23 protein-coding genes and 1 pseudogene are annotated in these 26974 nt (G+C 24.6%); 20 read left to right on the top strand and 4 right to left on the bottom strand.

The window, feature by feature from the left end; all coding sequences use genetic code 11:
• Nucleotides 1–159: 159 nt before the first annotated feature.
• Together LPC13_RS10480 and LPC13_RS10475 are read right to left on the bottom strand one after the other, a co-directional pair.
• Nucleotides 160–1047 carry a DUF2156 domain-containing protein gene (locus LPC13_RS10480; RefSeq protein ID WP_195245432.1) on the bottom strand — a complete coding sequence of 296 codons (888 nt, stop codon included), beginning with the start codon at nt 1045–1047 and terminating at the stop codon, nt 160–162.
• A gap of 167 nt (nt 1048–1214) precedes the next feature.
• The gene (locus LPC13_RS10475) at nt 1215–1520 is read right to left on the bottom strand and encodes a hypothetical protein (RefSeq protein WP_083875430.1); all 306 of its coding nucleotides are present in this window, start codon (nt 1518–1520) and stop codon (nt 1215–1217) included.
• A 195-nt stretch (nt 1521–1715) separates the two neighbouring features.
• Here LPC13_RS10475 and LPC13_RS10470 point away from each other — a divergent pair, with 195 nt between their 5' ends.
• Nucleotides 1716–2249, top strand: a complete 534-nt coding sequence (locus LPC13_RS10470; protein WP_040419906.1) for a hypothetical protein — start codon at nt 1716–1718, stop codon at nt 2247–2249.
• A gap of 92 nt (nt 2250–2341) precedes the next feature.
• Here the strand turns inward: LPC13_RS10470 and LPC13_RS10465 are convergent, their stop codons facing one another.
• On the bottom strand, nt 2342–3244 hold the full coding sequence (locus LPC13_RS10465; protein WP_005214898.1) for a radical SAM protein: 903 nt from the start codon (nt 3242–3244) through the stop codon (nt 2342–2344).
• Nucleotides 3245–3463: 219 nt separating this feature from the next.
• Here LPC13_RS10465 and zapA point away from each other — a divergent pair, with 219 nt between their 5' ends.
• The 18 genes and pseudogenes from zapA (at nt 3464) to LPC13_RS10375 (ending at nt 24962) form a co-directional block, all read left to right on the top strand.
• On the top strand, nt 3464–4474 hold the full coding sequence (gene zapA, locus LPC13_RS10460) for a cell division protein ZapA (RefSeq protein ID WP_005214899.1): 1011 nt from the start codon (nt 3464–3466) through the stop codon (nt 4472–4474).
• Nucleotides 4475–4659: 185 nt separating this feature from the next.
• A complete protein-coding gene (locus LPC13_RS10455; protein ID WP_005214901.1) occupies nt 4660–7020 on the top strand; it encodes a DUF3656 domain-containing U32 family peptidase in 2361 nt (786 codons plus the stop codon).
• An 11-nt stretch (nt 7021–7031) separates the two neighbouring features.
• Nucleotides 7032–7382 carry a DUF2207 domain-containing protein gene (locus tag LPC13_RS10450; RefSeq protein WP_195245428.1) on the top strand — a complete coding sequence of 117 codons (351 nt, stop codon included), beginning with the start codon at nt 7032–7034 and terminating at the stop codon, nt 7380–7382.
• 9 nt (nt 7383–7391) lie between these two features.
• Nucleotides 7392–9749, top strand: a complete 2358-nt coding sequence (locus tag LPC13_RS10445; RefSeq protein WP_005214905.1) for an endonuclease MutS2 — start codon at nt 7392–7394, stop codon at nt 9747–9749.
• A gap of 64 nt (nt 9750–9813) precedes the next feature.
• Nucleotides 9814–10254, top strand: a pseudogene (locus tag LPC13_RS10440) (DUF523 domain-containing protein); the annotation flags it as partial.
• A gap of 15 nt (nt 10255–10269) precedes the next feature.
• Complete coding sequence (locus tag LPC13_RS10435; protein WP_005214908.1) at nt 10270–11271, top strand: hypothetical protein; 1002 nt, start codon at nt 10270–10272, stop codon at nt 11269–11271.
• Between the two features lie 124 nt (nt 11272–11395).
• Nucleotides 11396–11632, top strand: a complete 237-nt coding sequence (locus LPC13_RS10430; protein WP_005214910.1) for a DUF1292 domain-containing protein — start codon at nt 11396–11398, stop codon at nt 11630–11632.
• A 123-nt stretch (nt 11633–11755) separates the two neighbouring features.
• Nucleotides 11756–12631 carry a DMT family transporter gene (locus LPC13_RS10425; RefSeq protein WP_005214912.1) on the top strand — a complete coding sequence of 292 codons (876 nt, stop codon included), beginning with the start codon at nt 11756–11758 and terminating at the stop codon, nt 12629–12631.
• Between the two features lie 221 nt (nt 12632–12852).
• Nucleotides 12853–15729, top strand: a complete 2877-nt coding sequence (locus LPC13_RS10420) for a DEAD/DEAH box helicase (RefSeq protein ID WP_234088796.1) — start codon at nt 12853–12855, stop codon at nt 15727–15729.
• Nucleotides 15730–15751: 22 nt separating this feature from the next.
• Nucleotides 15752–16540, top strand: a complete 789-nt coding sequence (locus LPC13_RS10415) for a tetratricopeptide repeat protein (protein ID WP_005214917.1) — start codon at nt 15752–15754, stop codon at nt 16538–16540.
• Between the two features lie 59 nt (nt 16541–16599).
• On the top strand, nt 16600–16947 hold the full coding sequence (locus LPC13_RS10410) for a hypothetical protein (protein WP_005214920.1): 348 nt from the start codon (nt 16600–16602) through the stop codon (nt 16945–16947).
• Between the two features lie 97 nt (nt 16948–17044).
• On the top strand, nt 17045–17563 hold the full coding sequence (gene idi / locus LPC13_RS10405) for an isopentenyl-diphosphate Delta-isomerase (protein ID WP_005214922.1): 519 nt from the start codon (nt 17045–17047) through the stop codon (nt 17561–17563).
• An 81-nt stretch (nt 17564–17644) separates the two neighbouring features.
• Nucleotides 17645–17974 (top strand): hypothetical protein, encoded by a 330-nt coding sequence (locus LPC13_RS10400; protein ID WP_005214923.1) that lies wholly within the window; start codon nt 17645–17647, stop codon nt 17972–17974.
• A 19-nt stretch (nt 17975–17993) separates the two neighbouring features.
• Complete coding sequence (locus LPC13_RS10395) at nt 17994–18407, top strand: hypothetical protein (RefSeq protein WP_005214924.1); 414 nt, start codon at nt 17994–17996, stop codon at nt 18405–18407.
• A 210-nt stretch (nt 18408–18617) separates the two neighbouring features.
• A complete protein-coding gene (pulA, locus tag LPC13_RS10390; RefSeq protein ID WP_005214925.1) occupies nt 18618–21812 on the top strand; it encodes a type I pullulanase in 3195 nt (1064 codons plus the stop codon).
• Between the two features lie 156 nt (nt 21813–21968).
• Nucleotides 21969–22931, top strand: a complete 963-nt coding sequence (locus LPC13_RS10385) for a YbgA family protein (protein ID WP_040419909.1) — start codon at nt 21969–21971, stop codon at nt 22929–22931.
• 142 nt (nt 22932–23073) lie between these two features.
• Complete coding sequence (locus tag LPC13_RS10380) at nt 23074–23886, top strand: TerC/Alx family metal homeostasis membrane protein (protein WP_051040719.1); 813 nt, start codon at nt 23074–23076, stop codon at nt 23884–23886.
• Between the two features lie 125 nt (nt 23887–24011).
• Nucleotides 24012–24962, top strand: coding sequence for a DUF6414 family protein (locus tag LPC13_RS10375; protein ID WP_040419910.1), 951 nt, complete (start codon nt 24012–24014; stop codon nt 24960–24962).
• A 173-nt stretch (nt 24963–25135) separates the two neighbouring features.
• On the opposite strand, the gene LPC13_RS10370 is transcribed toward LPC13_RS10375, so the two are convergent.
• Nucleotides 25136–26092 (bottom strand): alpha/beta hydrolase, encoded by a 957-nt coding sequence (locus LPC13_RS10370; RefSeq protein WP_005214937.1) that lies wholly within the window; start codon nt 26090–26092, stop codon nt 25136–25138.
• Nucleotides 26093–26252: 160 nt separating this feature from the next.
• On the opposite strand from LPC13_RS10370, the gene pyrE reads away from it, so the two are divergent.
• Complete coding sequence (gene pyrE, locus LPC13_RS10365; RefSeq protein ID WP_005214938.1) at nt 26253–26924, top strand: orotate phosphoribosyltransferase; 672 nt, start codon at nt 26253–26255, stop codon at nt 26922–26924.
• Nucleotides 26925–26974 lie beyond the last annotated feature (50 nt).

The following is a 26974-nucleotide window of genomic DNA, read 5'->3' as shown; positions in this document are numbered from 1 at the left end:
AATAAATTAATATATTTTAAATTATATTACATATTTGTATAAAATTAAAGACTACTGACACTTTGTCAGCAGTCTGAGCCTAATATGATATATTTATATCATATTAGGCTCTTGTTAATAATTATATTTAAACATTAAATAGTAAAAACGTATTTAAGGCTAAAGAGCTATGAGAGATTTCCTTAATACTTCTACAGGGTGATATGATAATTTTGCTTTTTTTAGTCCCGTAGAACCACAATCCTCTTCTCGATTAACAAAAGTGGTAGAACTAAAATTTCGTATTAAAAATTCTCTATTAATAAATGAATAAACGCCTTTATACTCTTTATTACATCTTTCAACATGAATTATCGCAGTGTTTTTAAATGTTTCACCAATAGAAAATCCAACTAAGTTATTATTAACATATATACATATTGAGCTTAAATTTAATTCATTTAATTTAAGAAGAATATCTTCAATTGCAGAAATTTCTATACTCATTTCTTCGCAGCAGACATAGTTGTCATTATGCCATTTTTTTAATAGTCCTATACAATCTTCAATTTTCTTAAGAGAATCCACTGTTGAAATAGTATAATCATAATTTTTAACAAAATAGTTATATTGATTCTTTTTAGAGTGATATTTTTTTCCTTGTAAATCAATTAAGTCTTTAGTATTGTATATATACTCATAATCATTTCTATCTTCTATAATTCTATAGTTTAGATTAGTATATTTTTTCAAATCGTTTATAAATGTGTCTTCAATATCACCAAGTAAATAAATGTTATTAGTAGGACAAATAATCTTTAGTTTTTCTATTAGTTCTTGAAGATTTTCTTTTTTATAACCATAGGGCATCATAAAAAAATTTCCTTTAGATGGTTCATTTTTATTTATTACTAAACAGTTATCAATAATTGAAAATTTAGTGTTGCTTAAGTTACGCCATAAATATAATGAAACAAATGAATATTCATAAGATTTTGTATCAATAATATTTTCATAATTCTTAAATAAGTCTTTATCTTCAAGAGTCAAAAGTTTAAAGTTTTCCAATTTATCATCCCCTAAGTTAAGAAAATAAAAGTATATGATATATTATTAATAATTTAAAAAACATGTGTATAAAATTTCTTTTTAACCTTTTTTAAGATATAATTTTAGAGTTTAAATGAAAAATAATAAAAGATATGTATATAGCTTGTACATATCCTTTATTATTTTTACTTATCGTATTTAAATTTTATTATAACTTCTTTGATTTCTCCCTTAGAATTTTTTCTAATTACAAAGGATTTAATATAATCAAAATTGTTATTTAATTGGTGATTTAATTCGTGAATTGTAGCTTTACATTTTTTGACTAAATCTCCATCTTCAATAACTGTAAATCTTGATTTTTTACAAGTTGTTTCATTTTGTAAATCATCAACTATTACATAATATTCAGTACCCTCTTCAATAACATAATATTCTTTATTTATAGTAAGACTATCACATAAAGTATTATTTATACATTTAACTTTTATATATACAACCTCTCTTCAGATAAATTCATATTGATTATAACTTATATTTTAGTAAAATAATATTGTAATATCCTATAAAAATTAATAAATACATTTTACAAAACATCATAGAATCTTGTATAATCTTAATACTAGCAAATATATTTTCTAAGATAAAAAAGAAAAGTATATTATTTAATTTTACGGAGGATGGAAATGGACTTAAATACTAGAGTATTAGATGAAAAAATAAATTTATTAAAAAAATCACTTGAAATTGTTGGAGGTACTTCATATTTAAATGGGGAAAATACAAATAATGATACATTACTTCAATTGATACTAGAGAAAGCTTTTAATGGAGAAGTTGTTAAATTTGATGTAAATAATAATAGTTACAGTATTCAAGAACTATTAAAAAAGAAACAAGCCTATGAAATATATTTTTTAAAGAATAAATCAAAAGCATTACAATCAATTGTATTTAAAATAAAAAAATATGATACATCACTTGATTCATTAATTAGAAAATATAAAAAATGTAGAGGACTAGAAGAGTATAACGAAATATATAATACTATATCTAAAAGATATAGATTAGATATTAATAAAATTGTTTTATCAGAAATTGATGAAGAAGTGGTTTCTGCGTTAACTATTGAGGATGAAGCAAAATACTATGGTGAGTACCTAGATCAAAAGAAAAAGCAAATTATAGATGGAGTAATTAGCAAAATGGGGATAGTTTAATTAGCTATCCTTTATCTATTTATAATAAAGAAATATATAAATAAAAAGAAGCTAAGACTGTAGAAAGATATAATCTACTACAGTCTCAGCTATTAACAGCCTTCGTTGTTGAATTTTGGGATAAACTCTATTGAGTTAGAACCTTCACCTTGAATGAATCCATTTTTTATGCCTATAGATAAAGCATAGTCTATTAGTGAATCGTATAATTTAGGATTTAAAGTTTTATTTATCTCAGGATATTTATAAGCTTCAAATAAAGGAACGTATTGATTCATTAATGATATATATATATCATCTTTGAATGTACTATAAATCAAATCTACTACTTTTTTTGAATCAAATAATAATCCAGGTAATAATAAGTGGCGAATTATTACACCTTTAGTTATTAGTCCGTCATTATTAAATATGGGTTTACCTGTTTGTTTAACCATTTCTTTAATAACATTTAATGCATTTTTAGAGTAGTTAGATACCTTTGAATATTTTTTTGCATATTTATCATCAAAATATTTAAAATCAGGTAAATATACATCGATTAAACCATTTAAAGATTTTATTGTATCTAATGAATCAATTGAATTTGTATTATATATAATAGGAATTTTTAAACCATTAGATTTTGCAATTTTTAAAGATTCTATGATTTGTGGAACATAGGATGTTGGTGTAACTAAGTTTATATTATTGGCTCCTTTGTGTTGAAGTTCTAAAAAAATCTCTGATAAACGTTCTATAGATATCTCGATACCATTTCCATCTTGTGAAATATCACTATTTTGACAAAATACACATTTTAAATTGCAATTAGAAAAGAATACAGTACCTGATCCGTTTTTGCCTGATATACAAGGTTCTTCATAGAAGTGAAGAGCAGCTCTAGCAATTTTGATATTTTTACCACTATTACATGCACCTGTTTTTTCATATCTATTAATATTACAATTTCTTATACAAAGATTACATTTAGTTAACATATTTAAATCTGTCATATAAACACCTCAAAAAAAGTATAACAGTATAAAATTTAATAATCAAAGGTTTTATTGTAATTGAAATATTTTACTGAAAATTAAATTTAATATATAATTATGTGACAAATAATTGTAAAATACAAGTATTTAGTATATCTTATTATGATGTTTTCTATAGTTATTTTATGTTAATTATGATATAATTGTTTCATAAATTAGCATAGTGAGAGGTGTAGAATGAATACGGTAACGGTTAATATAAATGGTGTCGAATATAACTTAAGAGGAAAAGAAGATGAAAAGTATTTACTTGATGTTGCAGCTTACGTTGATAGTAAGATAAGAGAAATTTCTGTAAATAATAAAAAGCTTAGTATAGGTTCTGCAGCAGTATTAACAGCTGTAAATATAGCAGATGAGCTTTTTAAATGTGACTTAGAAATAAATGATATAACAAAGAAAAAAAACTCGCTTGAAGAACGCCATCTTACTTTAAAGGAAAGGTTAAGGGAACTTAAAGTAGAGATAGAAGAAGGTTCAAAGGCAAGAGCAAATGAGGTTGATTCATTAAAAAATATAATTTTTTCTATGGAGGAAAAATTAAGAGAGTTTGAAAGTATAAAAGCTCAAAAGGAAAGTTTACAAAATAAAGTAGAAGAATTGTCGGTTAATCTAGAAGAAAAAAATAGAAGCATAGAAATTCTAAATGAAGAAGTTAACAAATTAAAAACTGAAAATGATAAGCTTACAAATAGTCTAGATAATTGTACAGAAGAAATTAAAAACATGGTTGCTATTGAGGATTATGAGGATGTAACAAGTAAATTACAAAAAGTTCAAAGAATAAATACTATTTTAATTTCTGAAAACAATGAATTAAAAGAAGAAAAAGCTAATAATAAAAGTGAAATAAATAAGTTGAAATTAGAAAATGATAATTTGAAAGATAATCATGAACAATTAATTGAAAAGTTTGATGAAAAAGAAATCCAGTTTAAAGAAATAACAACTGATATTAAAATAAAGAGTGAAGAAAAGATTACTTCATTAACAAATAAAGTAAGTCAAATGGAAAGTGAATTACAAGACAGTAAAAAGAAAAGACAAATGTTAAAGGAGCGTAACAAAGAGTTAGGTTTTCAGGTGCAAAATTTTAAATACAAGGTTTTGGATTTAGAAAAGAAATTAATGGATGCTCAGTTTGATTTAGCCATTGAAAAAAAAGAAAAAAATCCTTTATTAAGATAAGTCTGTTCAAATATTGGACAGACTTATCTTAATAATAAACAAGTAATTAAGAAATATAGAAAACTAAGGTTATTTATGTTATAAATTAAGTAAACAAAAGATTAATAATATATATTTAAAATAAAAATACTATGATTAAATTTAGATTTTAAATATAAAAGAAATTAAAATTAGGAGAGATTTTTATGAATAAAATAGAAGTGCTAGCACCAGCAGGAAGCATGGAAAGTCTATATGCAGCAATAAATAAAGGTGCAGATGCAGTGTATTTAGGAGGAAATAAATTTTCTGCAAGAGCATATGCATCTAACTTTGATAATGATAATATGCTTAAAGCAGTAGATTATGCTCATAGTTATGGTGTAAGTATTTATGTAACTATAAATACAATATTAAAAGAAAATGAAATACAGGAAGCATTAAAATATGTTGGATATCTCTATGAAATAGGTGTAGATGCATTAATAATACAAGATTTAGGTTTGTTTAAAAGAATTAAAGAAGAGTATCCAGATTTTGAACTTCATGCATCAACTCAAATGACAGTACATAATGGGGAAGCAGCAGTCTATTTTAAGAATAAAGGCTTCCATAGAATAGTTTTATCTAGAGAAATGACATTAGAAGAAATAAAACATATATCGAAGGATTTGTTAATAGAAACAGAAATGTTTGTACATGGGGCGCTTTGTATTAGTTATTCTGGTCAATGCTTAATGAGTTCCATTATAGGTGGGAGAAGTGGAAATAGAGGTAGATGTGCACAACCTTGCAGAATGGAATATACGCTAAAAGGTGAAAAAACTGGAGAGCAAAGAGGATATTTATTAAGTCCAAAAGATATGTGTACTATTGAAAATGTTAATGAGATTATTGAAAGTGGTACATATTCACTAAAAATTGAAGGTAGAATGAAAAGACCAGAATATGTAGCTGGAGTGGTAGATAATTATAGAAAAGCAGTAGATAAATATCTATTTAAACAAAAATATAATGAAAAAGAAGGAAAAGGACAATTATTACAATTATTTAATAGAAGTGGTTTTACTAATGCTTATTTAAAAAGTAATACAGGAAGAGATATGATGAGCTATAATTCACCTAAAAATGCAGGTGTTCCTCTAGGAAAAGTTGATTCATTAGGTGAAATTATATTACAAGAAAATATATCTCTAGGTGATGGTGTAAGATATAAGGATAAAGGATTTACTGTTAGTAAAATACTGTTAAATGGTAAGGAGATTAACGAAGGTAAAAAGGGAGATAAGGTAAAGCTATTTCCTATTGATTATAAAAAAGGTGATAATCTTTTTAAAAGCTTAAATAAAAAGTTATTTGATGATTTAGAAGAGTATATAAAGCCATATACCAAAAAAATATCATTAGATGCAAGAGTTAATTTTATTGTAGATAAACCTTTAGAGTTAATAATTAAATATAAAAATAAGGAGTATGCTTTTTTAGGTGAAGTTGTACAAAAGGCAGAAAAGAGACCTTTAGATAAAGAAAGAGTAGCAGAAGCAATAAAGAAATGTGGAGATACACAATTTAAAATTGATAATATAGAGTTTGAGAGTTTTGAAGATGGTTTTTTAAGAATAGCAGATTTAAATTCTTTAAGAAGAGATGCAATATTATCACTTACTAAATCTATTTGTAAAGAATATAGACGTGTAAGACCTATAAAAAATACAGAGTCTAGAAATTCTACATATATAGAAAATAAAAAATTAAAGGAAATTTATAGCTGTATAACAAAAGAACAATTAAAAGCTTTAATAGAATGTGGAGCTACAGATGTTGCTATTGATTTATTTAGTAGAGAACTTAATGCATTAAGATATAATGATATAGTTGATTTATACAATAAAGAAGGTAAAAATGTAAATATATATATTAAGACATCATCAATAATTAAGGGTGAATTTAAACAAATTTGTAATACTATAGAAAAAGTTATGCCGTATATAAAAGGGCTAATAACTGCAAATATAGGATTAATAAGTGTATTTAAAGATAAATTAGAAATAATAGGTGATTATAAATTAAATATAATGAATTCTCAAAGTCTTAGTTTTTACCAAGAAGAAATTTATGCACCTACTTTAAGTATGGAATTAAATAAGACTGAAATGAAGTCCATAACAAAGAATAATAAAGGAAATATTTCTTTAGTTGTTTATGGAAAGCCTGAACTTATGATAAGTGAATATTGTCCTATTGGTAGTACTTTTGGTGGAAGAAAAACTAATGTTAATTGTAATGGAATTTGCTCAAAAGATAAATTCACTTTAATTGATAGAGTAAATGAGAAAAATAGAGTTATGACAGATTTATTCTGTAGAAGTTATATTTTAAATCCAGTACCACTTAATTTATTTGATGAAATAGATGATATAAAGGCTATGGGAATAAATATATTAAGATTTGATTTTAGAGATGAAAATTACGATGAAGTTAAAAGAATACTATCAATTTATAAAAATAATATGACTTACGAGAAAAAAGAATTTACAAAGGGTCAATTTAGAAGAGGAATAGAGTAAGAGGTGAGTATATGAAGTTTATTGCAAGTATTTCTTTAATTGCAGTATTTATTTTTGGAATAATAAAGATGAGAGAAGCATCATCTGAAATAAAAAGTATATGGTTTAGGGAGTTATCTAATAGCAACAAATTAAAAGTAACAAGTAAAGTAAAAGAAAATTGGAAGAAAACAATAATATTGTTGGCTATAACAATAGCGGCTATGCTAATAATTATATCGTTATTTATAGGGAAAACTCATAATAATGACAATTTAGTTAGTATTGTTATGTTAATAGTTTCAATTATAGTTTTATTTTTTATTATTTATTACAATAAAAAATTTAAAAAAGAGTTAAATAATTTTAAAAATCAAATTTAGGAGAAGTTTATGAAAGAAAGAACTTTAAAAATATTAGAATTTAATAAAGTTAAAGAAAAGCTAAGAAAATATGCAATAACTAGTGGTGGAAAAGAGCTTATAGATAACTTAGAGCCATATAAATCTATATATGAAGTTGAAAAGAAATTAGAGGAAACAAATGAAGCTTTAGATATATTAATCAGAAAAGGTACACCTCCGTTTGAAGGATTACATGATACTCGTGCTGAAATAGCTAGAGCTGCTAAAGGTGGAGTTTTAACACCAGGGCAACTTATAAAGATTGGTTCAATGCTTAGATGTTCACGTCGCTTTAAAGAGTATGTAGTAAGAAAAGAAGAGGAAATTGGATATAAGCATTTAGAAGATTTGGCTTATATTTTAGTACCATTAAAAGGGCTTGAATCTGAAATTGATAATGCAATTATTTCTGAGGAAGAAATTAGCGATAAGGCAAGTGGAACTTTATATAATATAAGAAGAAGTTTAAAAGAAAAAAATTCCTCTGTTAGAGAAAAAATAAATTCAATAGTAAGAGCTAATTCAAAATATCTTCAAGATTCCTTATATACAATGAGAGGAGACAGGTATGTAATTCCTGTTAAAGCAGAGTATAAAGGAGCTGTGCCAGGGCTTGTTCATGATCAAAGTTCAACAGGAGCTACTCTTTTTATTGAACCTATGAGTTTAGTAAATTTAAATAATGAAATTAAAGAGCTTATGTTAAAAGAAAAGGCAGAAATAGAAAGAATATTAAGTGAGCTTTCTTCAAAGGTTTATAATAATATCGATGTAGTTACAAGTAATAGCAATATATTAAAGGAATTAGATTTTATATTTGCTAAGGGAAAATATGCTTCTTCATTAAATGCAATTTTACCTAAAATAAGAAATGATAAAAGTTTCGATATTATTGGAGGAAAGCATCCTTTAATAGATCAAAAAATAGTAGTTCCTTCAGATGTGTATTTAGGAGATGAATTTACTACACTAATGATTACAGGTCCTAATACTGGGGGTAAAACAGTTACACTAAAGACAGTAGGACTACTTCATTTAATGGCATTAAGTGGATTACTAATACCTGCTAAAGATGGTTCTAGTGTAGGATTCTATAAAGAAATATTTGCAGATATAGGTGATGAACAAAGTATAGAACAAAGTTTATCTACTTTTTCAGGTCACATGACTAATATAGTAACAATATTGGATGATGCAGATGGAGATTCTTTAGTATTATTTGATGAGTTAGGTTCAGGAACGGATCCAGCAGAAGGATCAGCCCTTGCTATAGCAATAATTGAAACTTTAAGAGACAGAGGTGCTAGAATTATAGCTACTACGCACTATAGTGAGTTAAAAGGTTATGCATTAAGAACAATAGGTGTTGAAAATGCATCTGTAGAGTTTGATGTAGAAACATTAAGACCTACATATAGGTTATTAATAGGAATTCCTGGTAAATCTAATGCTTTTGAAATATCACGAAGATTAGGATTAAGTAATGATGTAATAGAAAAAGCTAAAAATTCAATGTCTAAGGAAAATTTACAATTTGAAGATTTAATTAGAGATCTTCAAGAGAAAAGTATACTTGCTAATAGAGATGCAAGAGAAGCTAAAAAACTTAGAGATGAAGCTGAAAATCTAAAAAATAAATATAATGAAAAAATTAACAAATTAGATAAGATAAGAGATAAAGCATATGAAGAAGCAAGGTTAGAAGCTAAAAATATTATAAGCAAAGCAAAAGATGAAGCTGATGAAATAGTTAAAGCTATGAGAGAGCTTGAAAAAATGGGCATAGCAGAAGGTGGAAGAAATAGACTAGAGCAAGAAAGACAAAAATTAAAGGCTAGCTTAGAAGAAAAAGAAGCTGCAATGATTAAAACAAGAGAAAATCAAGGGGAAATTATAAAAAAAGTACAATTAGGTATGGAAGCATTTTTACCTTCATTAAATCAAAGAGTAATTATTGTTTCAAATCCAGATAATAAAGGCGAAGTTCAAGTAGAAGCTGGTATTATGAAAATAAATGTTAAACTTAAGGATTTAAGGAAAGTAAATGAAGAACCTAAAAAGAAAGAAAAGAAAAAACGTGAAGTTAAATTAAATTTAAAATCTGTTGATAGTAGAATAGATTTAAGAGGCATGGATTCAGAAGAAGCTTGTTACAGAACAGATAAGTATTTAGATGAAGCATATATGAGTAATTTAGGTGAAGTAACAATAGTTCATGGAAAAGGTACAGGAATTTTAAGAAAAGCTATAAACGATATGCTAAAAAGGCATCCTCATGTAAAATCCTATAGGTTAGGAGTATATGGAGAAGGTGGAGATGGAGTTACAATTGTAGAATTAAAATAAAGTTTAAAAGTCATTTTAAACCCTCTATTAATATGCTATAATTAGCATATTAAGGAGGGTTTTTATGTATATTATTAGCGCATGCTTATGTGGAGTTAATTGTAAATATAACGGTTTAAATAACTATAATGAAAAATGTAATGAGTTATTTATTTCTGGAAAAGCTATATTAGTTTGTCCTGAACAACTAGGGGGGTTATCTACTCCAAGAGTGCCTAGTGAACTTCAGGATAATACTTTAAATATAATAAAGAAAAATGGGAAAATACTAAATAAAGATGGAGAAGATGTAACAGAAAATTTTTTAAAAGGTGCTAGAGAGGTAGCCACTATTGCAAAAAAATTAAATATAAAGAAAGCAATATTAAAAGAAGGAAGTCCATCTTGTGGAGTAAACTATATATATGATGGTACTTTTACAGGAAATAAGATAAAAGGGAATGGAATAACAACTGAATTATTAAAAGCATTAGATATTGAAGTTATAAGTGAAGAAGCTTTAGACAGGAGGTAATATAATATGGGTGTTTTTGATTTTTTTAGAAAGAAGAAAGAAAATAGAGTTGAAGAAGAAATTAATGATATTTTAGAAGTTAAAGAAATTGATGAATTTGATGTTGTAGAAAATGAAAATAATAATGAAGAATTTAATTATAATTTTATAGTAAGTAATGAAGAAGAGTATCATAATAAAGAAAATTTAACTAAAGAAGAAATAAATCGATTGATAGTAAGTGAAATATTAAAGGTTGTTGATAAATCTACTGCATTTAATAGCATGGAGATAGCAGCATTAGAAGCAGCTAAAACTATAGGAATTGAAAATATAGATGATTTAACAGTATATTTGCATGAACGAATTGCTAAGCCACATTTTATGAATGGAAGATATGATGGGCTTGGAGAGTGGAGAATGGCTATTGAAAATGCTGTTTTAACTATTCTTTATGCATTTAAACAATATGGAGTTGATGAACTACTTAAAATTGCTAATGAATGTAATAATAATAGTATTAAATGTGTTAATTTATTATGTAAATTAGCAGAAAATAATATTGAAACAGAAAAAATAGTTGATTCAATAATTTATATTATGAAGAATTATAAAGAAGAGTTTGTTGTTAAGACGTTAAACTTTTTATCACAAGTAAAGGGTAATGATAAGATTATAAAGGTATTACAAGTATATAATAAAAAATATATTTATGATAAGAATATTGAAGGTGCTTATGATACTACCTTAAACTTAATAAATGTAACAGGTACTTTTACTAAGGAACAATTAGTGTTTTTAAAGGCTATAGCATTAAGTGATAATAAAATAAAATCTACATTAATATTAAGAAATGAAGATGGAAATGTAGATTTATCTGGTGTTACAGAAGAATTAAGACTTAAAGCTGCCCTTACATTCTATTCTTTACATAATAAGGATGAACAAATTAATGCTAAATTAATGTATTTAAGAGATAATTCTTTAGATTTAGATCTTAGAAAATATTTAAATGATATATTGAAATAATTTTTTCATAACCTATACTTTAATTGAGTATTTACTAATTTAAAGTATAGGTTATATATTTTTATTCATATTTTAGCTTTATTTATATAATACTAATATTATAAAGTTAAAAGGAGAGATTTATATGCCAGAAAAGACTATGAAATTTACAGATGATGAAGGAAATAAAGTTGAGTATGCTATTTTAGAACAAAAACTTATCAATAATACTGAATATGTTGCTATGGCACCAGTAAATAATAAAAATGATGTTGAAATATTTAAAATAAAGTTTGATAAGGATTGGAATGAAACACTTATTCAAGTAGAATCAGAAGTTGAACTTAATATGGTTAGGCAAGTTTCAAATGTAAAATTTTAATCAATGAAAGAGGCTATATTGAATTATATATGCCTCTTTTATATTTTATAATAAAGTTAAGTATAGAATATGTAAAATATATATGATAATCTATATAAAGAATATAAAAAAATAGGAGGATATATGAATAATATTAGTAATAGAAGTAAAGGAATAATATTTATAATAATTTCTGCATTTGGTTTTGCTATGATGTCAGCTTTTGTTAAGCTATCAGGTGACTTACCATCATTTCAGAAAACATTTTTTAGAAACTTAGTATCATGTATAATTGCATTTATTTTAATAGTAATAAAAAGAGAGAGTTTATTTGGTAAGTTAGAAAATCAAAAGATTTTAATAATGCGTTCGCTTTTTGGTACTATTGGAATAGTGTTTAATTTTTATGCAATAGACAAATTGATATTATCTGATGCAAATATGTTAAATAAGTTAAGTCCTTTTTTTGTAATTATTTTTTCAGCATTATTTTTAAAAGAAAAGATTAATTTAAGACAAGCTATTTCTATTTTAATAGCTTTTATAGGAGCATTATTTATAATAAAGCCTAGTTTTAATTTTGATATGATTCCTTCAATAATTGGGATTTTAGGTGCTATTTCTGCTGCTGCTGCATATACTTGTCTAAGAAAGTTAGGAGGACGTGAAAAATATTATACAATAGTTTTTTATTTTTCATTTTTCTCAACAATAGTTATTTTTCCTTTAATGATACTTGTATATAAGCAAATGACATTACTTCAATTAGTTTATTTAATATTAGCAGGTGTATTTGCAAGTATAGGACAATTTGGTATTACTATAGCGTATAAATATGCACCAGCTAAAGAAATATCTATTTTTGATTACACAAATATTATTTTCTCTGCTATTATTAGTTTAACTATATTTAATGTATTACCAGATAAATATAGTGTTATTGGATATATCATAATATTTGCTGTTTCAGCAAGTATGTATATGTATAATAAAAAGTTAGATAGATTAGAAAATAAATAGTGAAAGAGGAAGAGGTTAAGTTTAAATACCTCTTCTTTTTTGTAGTATGTATAAATTATCAAATATGAATAATTATGATATAATTTTTACATTAAGTGATTCTTAGATTTACAGAAAGCTTATTTAATATATGTTTTTTTATGTTTTTTAGATAAAATTAGAATTAGATGATATTAATCTAAGAAGAGACATGTAATTGATAAATTTGGAGAGTGTATAGCATGAAGTATAGTAGTATAGATAATCCTTTAGATATTCTCCTTCAGGATATAAATAAAAAAGAAGAAATAAAAATAGAGGTTTATTTTAATAAATTAGATTATAGAGATTCTATATCTGTAGAATTTAAAATAGGTTTAAAAAATAAGCCTTCTAATAAGTTGAATGTTATTAAAGATATTAAGCAATTTTTAATATATTATGAAAATAAAGTACCTTTAAAATTTAGTAATGATTTTACATTTGATATAAGTAAACAAAAAATTTCTAATGAAGATTTAAGTTTAATTAGATATATATATGATTTGCTTGACATAGAAAAAAGAAATATAAAAATGATAAAATCATATGATAAATTAATTAATGGGAAATATATATATCCACCTAAATATTTAATGAGAGAGTTTTTTAGTATAGTAAAGGGAAGTAGAATTTATTTTAATGATGGATTTTTTAGTAGGCCTGTTGATGCAGAGATACTAGAAACAAATCCTAAACTAAATATTAGCGTTTTATTGTTAGAAAATACCTACAAAATTTCACTTGATGAAGAATTACCAATATTGATAAATAATAGGTTAGATATTATGATTTCAGGAACCACTATATACTTACCAGATAAAAATTTTATTAATAGAATAAAATCATATTATATAGTCTTTAGAGGAAATAGAGAGATTTTAATAGATAAGAATGAGGAAGGTAGAATTCTTAAAGAATTAATACCAACAATACTTAATTTAGATTTAACATTAAACTTATCTAATAATATTAAAGAAAAAGTAATATTAGCAAGCCCTGAGTTTAAGTTTTATTTTGATAAAAAAGATGATTTTTATGTATTAGATTTAAAGGTTAAATATGATAAGTATGAGTTTAATATCTTTGATAATTTTACAGAAAAAGTGATTTATAGAGATACTGATAAAGAAAAAAGTGTATTATCACTAATGAAAAGTTTAGGTTTTGATAATATTAACAATAGATTTTATATGACTTTTGGCGATGATTATATATATAATTTCTTTAAATATAAAATACATAACTTACAAGAGGTTGGAGAAGTGTTTTATTCTGAGAATTTTAAAGGAATAAAGCAACTTAATTCAAAAAGTATAATAGCAAATATATATCCAGGAAAATTTAATTATTTTGAACTTAAATTTGATATAAAAGATATTGATGAAGAAGAAATAAATAAAGTATTAAGTGCTTTTAGAAATAAATTAAAATACTATAAATTAAAAAATGGTGAATTTTTAGATATTGAAGACCTACAATTAAAAAATTTCTTAAGATTAATAGATTCATTAGATAATAATAAAATTATAAATAATAAAATTGAATTTAATAAAAATAAAGCACTATATGTTAATGAATATTTAAATAAATATCAAATGAAATTTTTAAAGGGAAAAGGATATTTAAGAAATATTAAATCTAAATTCAATAATATAGATAAATTACAATATGAACTACCTAAAAATTTTAATGGATATCTTAGGAAGTATCAGTATAAAGGATATTGTTTTCTCAGAACTATGGAGGAACTTGGATTTGGTGCTATATTAGCAGATGAAATGGGGCTTGGAAAAACTATTCAAACAATAGCATTTTTATCAGCTAAAAAAAATAGTAATAGTTTAATAGTTGCCCCCTCTTCTTTAATATATAATTGGAAAAGTGAAATTGAAAAATTTGCACCAAGTTTAAAAGTAGCTATTATAAATGGAAGTAAAGAGCAAAGAAATTTTATATTAAAGGATTATAAAAATTATGATATATTACTTACAACATATACATTAATAAAAAATGATATAGAAGATTATCTTAAAATTAGTTTTAATTATGTTATATTAGATGAAGCACAATATATTAAGAATTCAAATTCCCAAAATTCACGTTATATAAAAATGATAAATAGTGATATGAGAATTGCACTAACAGGAACACCAATTGAAAATTCAACTTTAGAACTTTGGTCAATTTTTGATTTTATCATGCCAGGATATTTATATGATGAGGACACATTTACAGTAAAATATCATAGAAAATTAAATGAAAGTAAAGAAGTATTAGATGAATTACAAAGATTGATTAATCCATTTATATTAAGAAGATATAAAAAAGACGTGGCTATAGAATTACCACCTAAAATCGAAAAGATAATAAAAGTAGAATTACCAAATGAACAAAAAAGGGTGTATAACATATACTCTAAGAAGGTATTAGAGATAGTTGAGAAAAAAATTAAAGATGATGAGTTTAACAATGGTAAAATTGAAATATTATCATATATAACAAAACTAAGACAATTAGTATTAGATCCAACTGTAATTCTTAATGATTATATAGGAGAAAATGGGAAGCTGGAAGTTTTAGTTGAATTATTGCATAAAAGTATAAATGAAGGACATAAAATTTTGGTGTTTTCACAATTTACCACTGTACTTAAAAACATAAAAGAAAGACTAAAATATGAGAGCATATCTTATAGTTATTTAGATGGAACTATTTCTTCAAAAAAGAGAGAGGAAATTATAAATGAATTTAATAATGAAGAAAAATCTGTATTTCTTATAAGTCTAAAGGCTGGAGGTATAGGATTAAATTTACAAAATGCAGATATAGTTATACATTTTGATCCGTGGTGGAATCCTGCTATTGAAGATCAAGCAACTGATAGAAGTCATAGAATTGGGCAAAAAAACGTTGTAGAAGTTATTAAATTAATAGCAAATGATACTATAGAAGAAAAAATTAATTTAATTCAAAACAAGAAGAAAAGTTTAATAAATAGCATTTTAAATAATGATAACTTAAAAGAAAATACTATTTTAAATTTAAATGAAGAAGATATTTTAGATTTGTTTAAATAAATAGATTAACTAGGAGGAAAAAATGGAACTAAACAGAGAATTTTTAAATAAATATGATAATTTAATGGCAGAAGATACAGAGAAAGCATTAGAGTTTGTATTAAATGCACTAAATAATACAAATAATTCGGACTTTTATGCATATGCTGCAGATTGCTATATGACTTTAGGTGAATTTGATAAAGCTATAGATATGATTGATAATGGACTAAAGAATGAGTGTAGAAATAAGAGCTTTGCTTTAAGTTTAAAAGGAGAAACTTTATTTTATATGAATGAGTATATAAAGAGTAAAGAAGTATTCGAAATGTTATATAAGGATAATCCTACAAGCTTTTTTGTAATAGCATATTTAATGGATATATATATTAACTTAAAAGAATATGACAAAGCTATAAGAATAGGTGAAAAAGCTCTATCTACTAAGGACTTAAATAATAATGATTCTGCATATATATCTATTACTATTGGATGGATAAAATTAAAATACTTGAATGATGCTGATAATGCTGTTATTTACTTTAATGATGCATTAAAGTTAGATGATAAATCAGGAAGAGGTTATATAGGCTTAGGCGAATATTATTTTAAAAAATGTGATTATAAAAATGCATTAATAAATTTTGATAAGGCAATAGATTTAGATGAAGGAACCATTAGTGTATATTTTAATATTGCAATGTGTTATAAGCATTTAAAGATGTATGAAGAAGCTTATGAATACTTAAAGATTGTATGTGATGCAGAAAGTGATAATAGTAAATATATATATGAAAAAAATGAAATTAAAAAATTAATAAATAATATATAATTACATAAATCTGAATTAATAAATAAAAAAGTGATTATACTAAAGTTGAGGTGATACTTATGAATGAAAGTATAGGGGTAAACTTAAGTAAAGTCATAGATAACTTAAATAAAAGAGTAAAGGTTCCTGCAATTACCCAACGAAAATATGATAAAGAGTGCTGTGAAGAAGATGACTATATTGCTTTTTACAAAGATGACGGCTTTGATAATAGTGTAGATAATGATAAATATAGTTATTTAGATGGAGAGGAATATGCTGATACTGAAGAGTTAGATGAAAATAATTATGATGAAGAATGCTCATGTAGTTGTTGTGATAATTTAGATAAGAAAACTATGGCCTTAATTGGTATGGGAGCCGTAATTGGAATAATGGGATTGTATATTTTATTTAAGAAAAAATAGGAATAATTATTAATTTAAATATAGACATCGTAAATTTACGATGTCTATATTTAAATATTGTATATTTATAATAATCTATTAAGGGAGAATATTGTTAGTGAAAGAATTTATTATATGTGTAGATGAAAATGATAAAAAGATAGGTGTAGAAGAAAAAATAAAAGTTCATAAAGAAGGCATATTACATCGAGCGTTTTCAATTTTTATATTTAATGATAAGAAAGAACTATTATTGCAAAGAAGAGCTTTAGAAAAGTATCATTCGCCTGGATTGTGGACAAACACCTGCTGTAGTCATCAACGTGAAAATGAAACTTTAAAAGAGGCAGCATTAAGAAGAATTGAAGAAGAAATGGGATTTAAATGTGAATTGAATGAAAGCTTTGTATTTTCATATAAGGTAAGATTTGATGATGGACTTATAGAAAATGAGATAGATCATGTTTTTATAGGGACATATACTGGTAAAATATTTATAAATAAGGATGAAGTTAAAGAATATAAATGGATTACTATAGAAGAGGTAATTAAAGATATTGAATTAAATCCTCAAAAGTATACGTATTGGTTTAAAGATATAATAAATAAGTATGCTGAAAACATTTTTGCAGTATAGAATAATAGCTTAAATATATATAATATGATATAATTATTATCAAAATAAAACAATTTGATAAATAATTTGAGGTGCGATATTATGACAAAAAAACCACAAAAGTATATAGAAGATATTGCTAGATCTTCTGCATATTTTTCATTTAACAATGGACCAGTAAAGGAATTATTAAATGAAGGAAAGATAACAAAAGAAGAGCTTAAAAATATACAAATATATATGCAAAATCATTTAGCATATTTATATACTGTGCTTTTAGAAGAAAATAATTTAAAAAAATTTGATTTAGTAATGAGTACTATGGACAAGTTTTATGTAGATAATAAGGAAGAAGTTATTATTCAAGATGATGGCTTTGATAACTTATTTAAGAGTTTATTTACAACACCACAAAACATAAAGATAAAATAATTAATAGGAGTAATAAATTATGTATATAGCATTTGGAAATAGAGTTATTGATAGTAATGATATAAAAAAAATAATAGAGGAAAATACTGAATTTAAAGTTATAAAGGATATGAGTAAAGGATCCAAAAGAGAAGATATTGTTGCTTTCAATTTAAGTTTAAGTATTGATGTGTTAAATGAAGAAATAAAAGATGATATGGATATTTCAGAAGCAGATGAAGATACATTATTTGAAGAATATATGGCTTTTACAGAAGAATTAGGATTTGAATTAGAAGAATATTTACCAGAAGATTCAATCGTTGATTTTAAAGCGTATAAGTGGGAGCCTTCGGATAATGATATCAAGGCAGTTATTGTTATTGCTAATGAAGAATTAGGCTTAGGTAAGTTAAAGGATGTTATGAGAAGATTATTAACACAAGTAGAATAGAAATATAAAAAGAGTAAACCGAATAAGGTTTACTCTTTTTATTTTATAAAATTAAAATTTTACTATAAAAAAAGATTAACTTTAAAGAAATAATAGGAAAATTTAACCAAAAATGATATAATAATGCTAGTGCTTAACTACCACATAATATGAAGTGTCAATCTAGTATAGAATAGAATTTATAGGCTAGAATTAAATTGAGGTGAATTTATGAGGACAATGGAATTTAATGAAAAAAAATATATTACAAATAATGAAGATGGTATTTATGGAGTTGATTTATGTCCTATATCTAATACTATAAGATTTACAGCAAAATGTGATGGAATAATATATGCATATGTTGTAGGTGATTTTAATAATTGGAAAAAATCAGATAAATATAAATTAGGATGGCAAGTTGATGTAAATGATGGAATATTAAAAATGATGAAGGAAATTAAATTTGATAATGGACTTAAAAATGGAGAATATCGATATAAATATATATTAATAGATTGTAATGGAAATGAACATTGGATAGATTCAGAAAATGGAGAGAAAAATAGTTTTAGTTTTGTATGGAAAAATGTAAATGATGTATTAAAGATATATACATCGAATAATGTAGTTACAAAATTTTCACCTATAGAACTAGTTGCAATAGCTATAGGATTATATGGAAAGGTTTCTTTTCCGGAGATAGTTTGGTCATTGCAGAATGAAGTTAAAGGAATCTATATAAAAAATGGTTATTTGTTTGTAGATAATACTGTAAATGAAGGGGAAGAAATAATTGTAAATGCACATACAAAAGATAAAAGATTATTTACAAGCAAGAAAATAATTGCTTCTAAGAAAGATTATCAAGGAACCTTAGTACATTTTTATATAGAGGATAATAATTATCAAGGAAATGATTTTATATGGAATGTATGGAGTTATGGCAAAAATAATAATGGAAAAGAATTTAACTTTGACATAAATACAGATTTTGGAGTTGCTGTATATGCTCCTAATGAAAATATAATTATTAGAAAAAAACGATGGGGAAGTGACTGGGTAAATTATTGGGAAGAGCAAACTAATTCATTTGATTTAAGTAGCAACAATAAAAATATATATATAATTGCTGGAGATGGGAGATATTATGACTCATTAAAAGATGCAATAATCATAAGTTTAACAAATATAAAGTATGCTGTAATGGATGATAAAGAAAAAATAAAAGTACATTTAACTTCCGAGCCTTTCATAGGAATTGGATTTGATTTATATATTAACAATAAAAAAGTTGAAGATATAACATTTATAACTCATGGGAAAGAAGTTGTAATTACAAATTTACCAGATGATATAAAAGCTAATGATTTAGTAGTTGTAACAACATCAAATATGTATAATCCTTGTATTGTTAGAATGGGAAAATATTTGGATAAATTTTATTATTATAAAGATGACTTAGGCGTTACTTTTAATGGAGATAAAGTATCATTCAAGTTATGGGCTCCTATCTCAAAAAAGGTAGAGTTACTTTTATATAAGGAGTGGAATGATAAAATAGGAGAAGAGTATGAAACTTTTACTATGGGCTATTTAAGTAAAAGTGGTGTATATGAAATTGTATTAAATAGATCAGATGTAGAGAATATGTATTATTTATATAAACTTTCATTTAATGAAGTTAATAGTAACGGAGAAATAGATGATAGAATAACTTATGTCGTTGATCCATATGCGTATTCTGTAGGGGTCAATGGTGACAAGGGGTTTGTGTTAGATATAAATGATACTATAGCAAAACCTTATGGGTGGAAAAATGATGTTAGTCCTAAAATTAAAAGCAAAGATGATGCTATATTATATGAAATGCATATAAGGGATTTTACAATTGATAATACTTCAGGTGTATCTAATGCATTGAAGGGTACATTTTTAGGCGCAGTACAGGAGAATACTTATTATGAGGATAAAAAAAATAATAAAATTGTAAAAACGGGTATTGATCATCTTGTAGAGCTTGGAATAACACATGTTCATTTGTTACCAGTATTTGATTTTGGATCTGTAGATGAACGTTTTCCTAACTCTAATAATAGAAATTGGGGATATGATCCTAAAAATTTTAATGTTCCAGAAGGAAGTTACAGTACAAATCCATATAATCCTGTAAATAGAATTATAGAATTCAGAGAAATGATATTTAAATTTCATAATAAAGGAATTAGGGTAGTTATGGATATGGTTTACAATCATATGATGAGTACTTTAAATATGGATAATATAGTGCCCGGATATTATTTTAGAACTGATTATTTAGGAAGATATACTAACGGTTCTGGATGTGGAAATGAAATGTGTACAGAAAGACCAATGGTTAGAAAGTTTATAGTAGATTCATGTATGCATTGGATTAAAGATTATCATATAGATGGAATTAGGTTTGATTTAATGGAATTGATAGATATTGATACTGTTAAAGAAATAGTTAGCAAATCTAATAAATATGATAAAAACTTTTTAGTATATGGAGAACCATGGAAGGGTGGAAATTCACCTATAAAAAATGGAACGTATAAAGGATCACAAAAAAATCAAAATTTTTCTATATTTAATGATACTTTTAGAGATGCAATAAGAGGAAATAATGATCCTTCTAAAGGATATATTAATGGAAATCAATATAATTCAACAATAAATTGGAGTATTATAGAAGGATTAAAGGGATCTGTATACACAATAACAAGTAAACCGAATGAAAGCATTAATTATATTGATGCTCATGATAATTATACTATTTGGGATCAAATCGAGAAGAGTCAAAACTACAATGTGGTAAATGGTAATTATAGAAAAAATATACCAGCAGATTCTTTTGATAGCATGTTTGTAAGACAAAATTTATTAGGTATAGGTATTTTAATGACAGCACAAGGTATACCTTTTATTCAGGAAGGATCTGAAATTTTAAGAACAAAACAAGGAGATCATAACAGCTATAAAAGTGATGATTTTATTAATGCTATAAAATGGAGTGATAAAATAAAATATATTCAGGTGTTTAATTATTATAAGGGGCTTATAGAAATAAGAAAGGAATTACCATTCTTTAAAATAGGTGATTCTGAAATAATTAAAAAAAATATCAATTTTAAATTTGCAAATAATGATGAAACTAGTGGAGTGATAATTTCACATATAGATTTAGGTAAATTAGGACAATGTTTAGTAATATATAATGGAACAAGTATAGATAGTTATGATGTAAATAATGATGCTCCTAAATCAACGCTAGGATATTGGACTGTTTTAGCAGATGATAAAAATGCATATAAAAATGGTTTATATACCGTTGCCAATAATTGTATTCCTAAATTAAGGTCATTTTCATTTATGATTTTATGTAGCGGGATTAATAGAATATGAGAATTTGTATAAAAATTCTAGTATATTTAGTTCTATAAAAAATTAGTAGAGCTAAGTTTACTGGAATTTTTTACTTTGATAGTAGTTTTTTAAGCTGAATAAATAGTATTAAATAAACAGAAAATATAAATACATAGATTAGAAAGGGTGTATGCTATGGATAATAATACGAAACCGATTTTGGTTGTTAGCAAATGTTTAGGCTTTGATAAGTGTAGATATGATGGAAGTATGATAGAAAATGAATTTATAGAAAAACTAAAAAAGTATGTTGAAATAATTCCGTTTTGTCCAGAGGTTCAGTGTGGTTTAAGCATTCCAAGAGATACGCTCAGAATAGTTGAATTAGATGAAAAAAAAGAATTAATACAACTTAAAACTGAAAGAAATTTAACTAATGAAATAATAAATAGCTCTGAAAAGTTTTTAAGTGATTTAAAAGAAATAGATGGATTTATATTAAAATGTAAATCACCTTCATGCGGAGTAAAAGATGCTAAAATTTATTCTAGCATTGAAAAAGGTAGTGCAGTAAAAAAAGGAAAAGGATTTTTTTCTGAAAAGGTAATTGAACATTTCCCATATTTACCCTTAGAAGATGAGGGAAGATTAAATAATTTTAAAATAAGAGAACATTTTTTATCAAGAATTTTTATATTAGCGGATTTTAGAAAAGCAAAGCTCACACTAAATTTTGATGAACTAAGGAAATTCCATATAAAAAATACAATGTTATTTATAGCGTATAATCATAAATATTCTAAGATATTAGATTCTTTAATTTTTAATGAACCCGATAATTTAGAAACTGTTTTTAAAGAATATGAATTTAATTTACATAGATTGCTACAAAGGGCACCGAGATATACATCTAATATAAATGTTATATTAAAGGCAGTAGAACAATTTAAAGATAAAATTACAGATGAAGAAATGCAATTTATTTGGAATACAATAGATAAATATAGAAATGGATATATTCCTTTTTCTGTTCTATTGTATTTAGTTAAGGGATATATAATAAGATTTGAATTAGATAATTTATTAAATCAAACATTTTTTATGCCTTATCCAGAAGAATTAATATTATTAAATGATTCAGAAAATATAATTAATTAAAAGTAGAGAAAATATATTCTAATGAAAATAAGTAATCCATATTTAAAGGTATCAGCTGTATGATACCTTTTTTTAAATAAATAAATAATTTCAAATGATATATCATATAGTATTCTGTGAAGTAATTTTAAGGAGAAATCATTTGAGAGCAAAAAAAGCATTAAAAACTTTTATTTTTTGGGTAAGCATGGCTATTATAGTAAACCTAGGTATTATTATGGTATTTGGAAAACAACATGCATTAGAATTTTTAAGTGGATATATAGTTGAATTAAGTTTGAGTGTAGATAATTTATTTCTTTTTTTAATGATATTTACTACATTTAATATTAAATTAAAATATCAAAAGCGTGTATTAACTTATGGAATAATAGGTGCAATAATATTAAGATTTATATTTATTTGGGTAGGGGTTGTAATTGTAAATAAATTTCATTGGATATTATATATATTTAGTTTCTTTTTATTTGCAAGTGGTTTAAAAATATTTTTTTCTTCAGAAGAGGTAACAGATTTTAAGGAAAGTCGCTTATTAAAAATATTAAGCAAAATAATACCTGTTAGCGAAGAATTACACAACGAAAAGTTTTTTGTAAAAGAAGGAAATATTATTTTAGCTACACCTTTATTTTTAATTTTAGTTTTAATTGAGAGTTCAGATATATTATTTGCATTAGATTCAATACCTGCAATATTTTCAATTACAACTAATCCATATATAGTTTATTCATCTAATATATTTGCAATTTTAGGGCTAAGAAGCTTATATTTTGTTTTAGCAAAGTTAAATACTATGTTTTACTATATAAAATATGGAGTAGGATTTATTTTAATTTTTACTGGAATTAAGTTATTTCTAGGATTCTTTAGTATTACTATATCAACATCTGTTTCTTTGCTAGTTATACTTATAATTTTATTAATTTGTGTGCTCATTTCTCTTATGAAAGAATAGTTTGATATAGTGGAAAATTTAATAAAGCATATAAAAAGCTAATATTATTTTGAACCTTAATAGAATAATATAATAGTGAAATATTACTTTATTAATATTAACAGTCTAAGAAAGGGGTAATGTCTTTGTTAGATTCTTTAGATTTATTAATTTATCTTGATGAAGTATTAACTAAAAATTTAAATTCTTTAATAATAAACGGCTACATAGAAAAACGTACATCTAAATGGATTGAGGATAGGACATTAACAGCTAGAAATCATATGGAAGAGAGAGAGCAAAATTACGGAGAAGATAGATCTATTTATGATGAACGTGATGGATACAAAGGTAAAAACAATACAGAGGTTGATACTATTACAAAGTCATTTGAAAATGATAATTCTCTTGAAGGAAGAAGATTTGTAAGAAGAGAGGAAGAATTAACGAGAATATATACAACATTTGAAATACATCAACAGCTAATAAGTGGATTAAATAATGCAAATTTAATAAAGGAAATAAGTGGTGATTTTTCTGATAATACAGATATTAAGGTTGGAGATTATGTGCAAATAAGCGGAGAAATTTCATCAGATTCAATGGTTTCATATATAGATACTTTTTCAAATATATTAAGTAGTATAGGAAGTGATAATTTAAATTCATATATAAATAGCACTCAAAGTTTAAATTCAAATTTAGGTTTGAATTATAATTCATTATTAGGACAAGTAAATTATTTAAAAGATTTATTAACTAGCAATAATAGCCAAGATATGATTGTAAATTGCGGAAATAGCAGTGTAGTTTTACCAGTAAATAATGATAATTTTTTAAGTTCCTATGGTAGCATATATGATAAGATGGAGTGTACTTGTAAAGTTATTGGGAAAGTGATAAGAGTATGTGATGAAAATCAATGCATTCATTTGTTAAGAAAAACTGGTCAAGCTCAATTTTATGAATCATTATTGAATTCATATACTCCATTAAAACAAATTTTAAATGACAAAGGAATATTTTTACCAAATGAACCCAAGTGTAAAGTTGAAGGGAAATCATTATTAGTTATACCTATAAGTTTGTTTATATAAATTTTATATTAATAAAATATTGATATAAGAAATAGGAATGATTATTAATTTATTATTGAGTTAAGAGTTAATGGAGAAACTATTTATGAAAATTTTTTATAAATTCAGCATAAGTTGAATTTATTTTTTAACTCTTAACTTAATAACAGTTAAATAGTAATTTTAATAATATATTATTTAGTTTGATCTATAATGTAATCTAATATTGTCATGTATAGATTTAAAGCTTCCTCTTCTGATAAATTTTCTAAATAATGCGTACAATCATTAAGTGTGTAAAATTTAAAATCATTTTTATATTCAAGTGCTTTGTTATAAAAATCTATGGAAGTATAGTATGGAACTATACTATCATTTAAACTATGGATAATTAATGTGTTGGGAAGGTTATAATCTACATAATTAACAGGACTATATAAATTTGATAAATTTTCAAGCTTCTCAACAGTTAAATTTTTAGTAATTTCAACAGGGCCTTCTGATAAATTAATTTTAGATAAATATGTAGGACCAAATAAATCTATTATATATTTAACTTTAGAGGGGTAAGATGATAAGCTTAAATCATCAATAAATTCACTATTATCTGAAAATGCTGCAACCATTGAAAGTTGAGCTCCAGCCGATGGAGATATAATACCTATATTATTAGTATCGAGGTTATAGACATCACTATTCTTATATACCCAACGAATAGTATCTTTTATATCTGAAATTTGTTTATCTAAAATAATATCATCCTCAATAAGCTCGTAGGAAGTACTTATTATTGTATAGCCTTCTTCTTGTAACAAATTAATAATTGGATGTATTCCAGAGGGAATAACTTTATCACCATCAGTCCAACCGTTTCCAAAAACATAAATAATAACAGGAGATGGACTATCGTTATTAACAGAACTATATATATCTAACTTTAAGTTTAAATCATCTCTAGTTTTATAGACTATATCCTTATAGGTTATATCTACGATTGGATCACTATAGAAATCACTAGATACTGTAGGGAGACTTTTATTTATTTTAATTATTTCAAATAAAAATTTAAAATAAATAGAATTATGTACTAAGATAAATAATGTTAAAAGTATTGTGCAAAATGATATTGAAAATAAAAGTTTTTTGTTCATTATAACCTCCTATAATATTTGATATTATAGAATTATAACCATATTAGTGATTATTATAATAAATTATAAAATTTATTTGTATAAAATATAGTATTAGATTTTTTTTACGAATGATGTTACAATATTTAAGAAAAATATACATATATGGAGGAATGTTTATATGAAAAAATATAAAGAAGAATTTATAGAATTTATGGTTAAGAGCAATGTGTTAAGATTTGGTGAATTTACTACTAAAAGTGGTAGACAAACACCATTCTTTATAAATACAGGTAACTATACAACAGGAGAACAACTTGAAAAACTAGGTGAGTTTTATGCTAAAACTATAAATGAACATATTGGGAATGAAGTAGATGTATTGTTCGGACCTGCATATAAAGGTATTCCTTTAACTGTGACTACAGCAATTTCAATGAATAAACTTTATAATGTTAATGTTGAATATTGTTCAAATAGAAAAGAAGTAAAGGATCATGGAGAAGGTGGAATTTTACTTGGAGCTAAGTTGAATGATGGAAGCAATGTTGTAATTGTTGAAGATGTTATGACTGCAGGAACTTCTATATATGAAACTGCACCTATATTAAAAGCACAAGGTGACGTAAATATAAAAGGATTAGTTATTTCTGTTGATAGAATGGAAAAGGGAAAAGGTGAAAAATCAGCTCAAGAAGAAATAAGAGATACATTTGGTATTACAACATACCCAATAGTTACTATGGCTGAAGTAGTTGAATATTTATATAATAGAGAAATTGATGGGAAAATTGTTATTGATGATAAGATTAAAGAAGCAATTGGAGAATACTATAAAAAATATGGTGTTTAAAATTAAATGAAATTCTAAATTTCAATTTGGTTAGTTAAATTTACACTATA

Origin of the sequence: Clostridium celatum (genome assembly GCF_021412605.1) — a bacterium.
GTDB classification, from domain to species: Bacteria; Bacillota; Clostridia; order Clostridiales; family Clostridiaceae; genus Clostridium; species Clostridium celatum.
Note: the sequence above shows the minus strand (reverse complement) of the source record. Positions and strands in the feature narration are given on the sequence as shown.

Bases quoted from the DNA above. Each gene is read 5' to 3' on its own strand.
- LPC13_RS10470 (WP_040419906.1), top strand. From the start codon at position 1,716: ATGGACTTAAATACTAGAGTATTAGATGAAAAAATAAATTTATTAAAA.
- LPC13_RS10465 (WP_005214898.1), bottom strand. From the start codon at position 3,244: ATGACAGATTTAAATATGTTAACTAAATGTAATCTTTGTATAAGAAAT.
- zapA (WP_005214899.1), top strand. From the start codon at position 3,464: ATGAATACGGTAACGGTTAATATAAATGGTGTCGAATATAACTTAAGA.
- LPC13_RS10455 (WP_005214901.1), top strand. From the start codon at position 4,660: ATGAATAAAATAGAAGTGCTAGCACCAGCAGGAAGCATGGAAAGTCTA.
- LPC13_RS10450 (WP_195245428.1), top strand. From the start codon at position 7,032: ATGAAGTTTATTGCAAGTATTTCTTTAATTGCAGTATTTATTTTTGGA.
- LPC13_RS10445 (WP_005214905.1), top strand. From the start codon at position 7,392: ATGAAAGAAAGAACTTTAAAAATATTAGAATTTAATAAAGTTAAAGAA.
- LPC13_RS10435 (WP_005214908.1), top strand. From the start codon at position 10,270: ATGGGTGTTTTTGATTTTTTTAGAAAGAAGAAAGAAAATAGAGTTGAA.
- LPC13_RS10430 (WP_005214910.1), top strand. From the start codon at position 11,396: ATGCCAGAAAAGACTATGAAATTTACAGATGATGAAGGAAATAAAGTT.
- LPC13_RS10425 (WP_005214912.1), top strand. From the start codon at position 11,756: ATGAATAATATTAGTAATAGAAGTAAAGGAATAATATTTATAATAATT.
- LPC13_RS10420 (WP_234088796.1), top strand. From the start codon at position 12,853: ATGAAGTATAGTAGTATAGATAATCCTTTAGATATTCTCCTTCAGGAT.
- LPC13_RS10415 (WP_005214917.1), top strand. From the start codon at position 15,752: ATGGAACTAAACAGAGAATTTTTAAATAAATATGATAATTTAATGGCA.
- LPC13_RS10410 (WP_005214920.1), top strand. From the start codon at position 16,600: ATGAATGAAAGTATAGGGGTAAACTTAAGTAAAGTCATAGATAACTTA.
- LPC13_RS10400 (WP_005214923.1), top strand. From the start codon at position 17,645: ATGACAAAAAAACCACAAAAGTATATAGAAGATATTGCTAGATCTTCT.
- LPC13_RS10395 (WP_005214924.1), top strand. From the start codon at position 17,994: ATGTATATAGCATTTGGAAATAGAGTTATTGATAGTAATGATATAAAA.
- pulA (WP_005214925.1), top strand. From the start codon at position 18,618: ATGAGGACAATGGAATTTAATGAAAAAAAATATATTACAAATAATGAA.
- LPC13_RS10385 (WP_040419909.1), top strand. From the start codon at position 21,969: ATGGATAATAATACGAAACCGATTTTGGTTGTTAGCAAATGTTTAGGC.
- LPC13_RS10370 (WP_005214937.1), bottom strand. From the start codon at position 26,092: ATGAACAAAAAACTTTTATTTTCAATATCATTTTGCACAATACTTTTA.
- pyrE (WP_005214938.1), top strand. From the start codon at position 26,253: ATGAAAAAATATAAAGAAGAATTTATAGAATTTATGGTTAAGAGCAAT.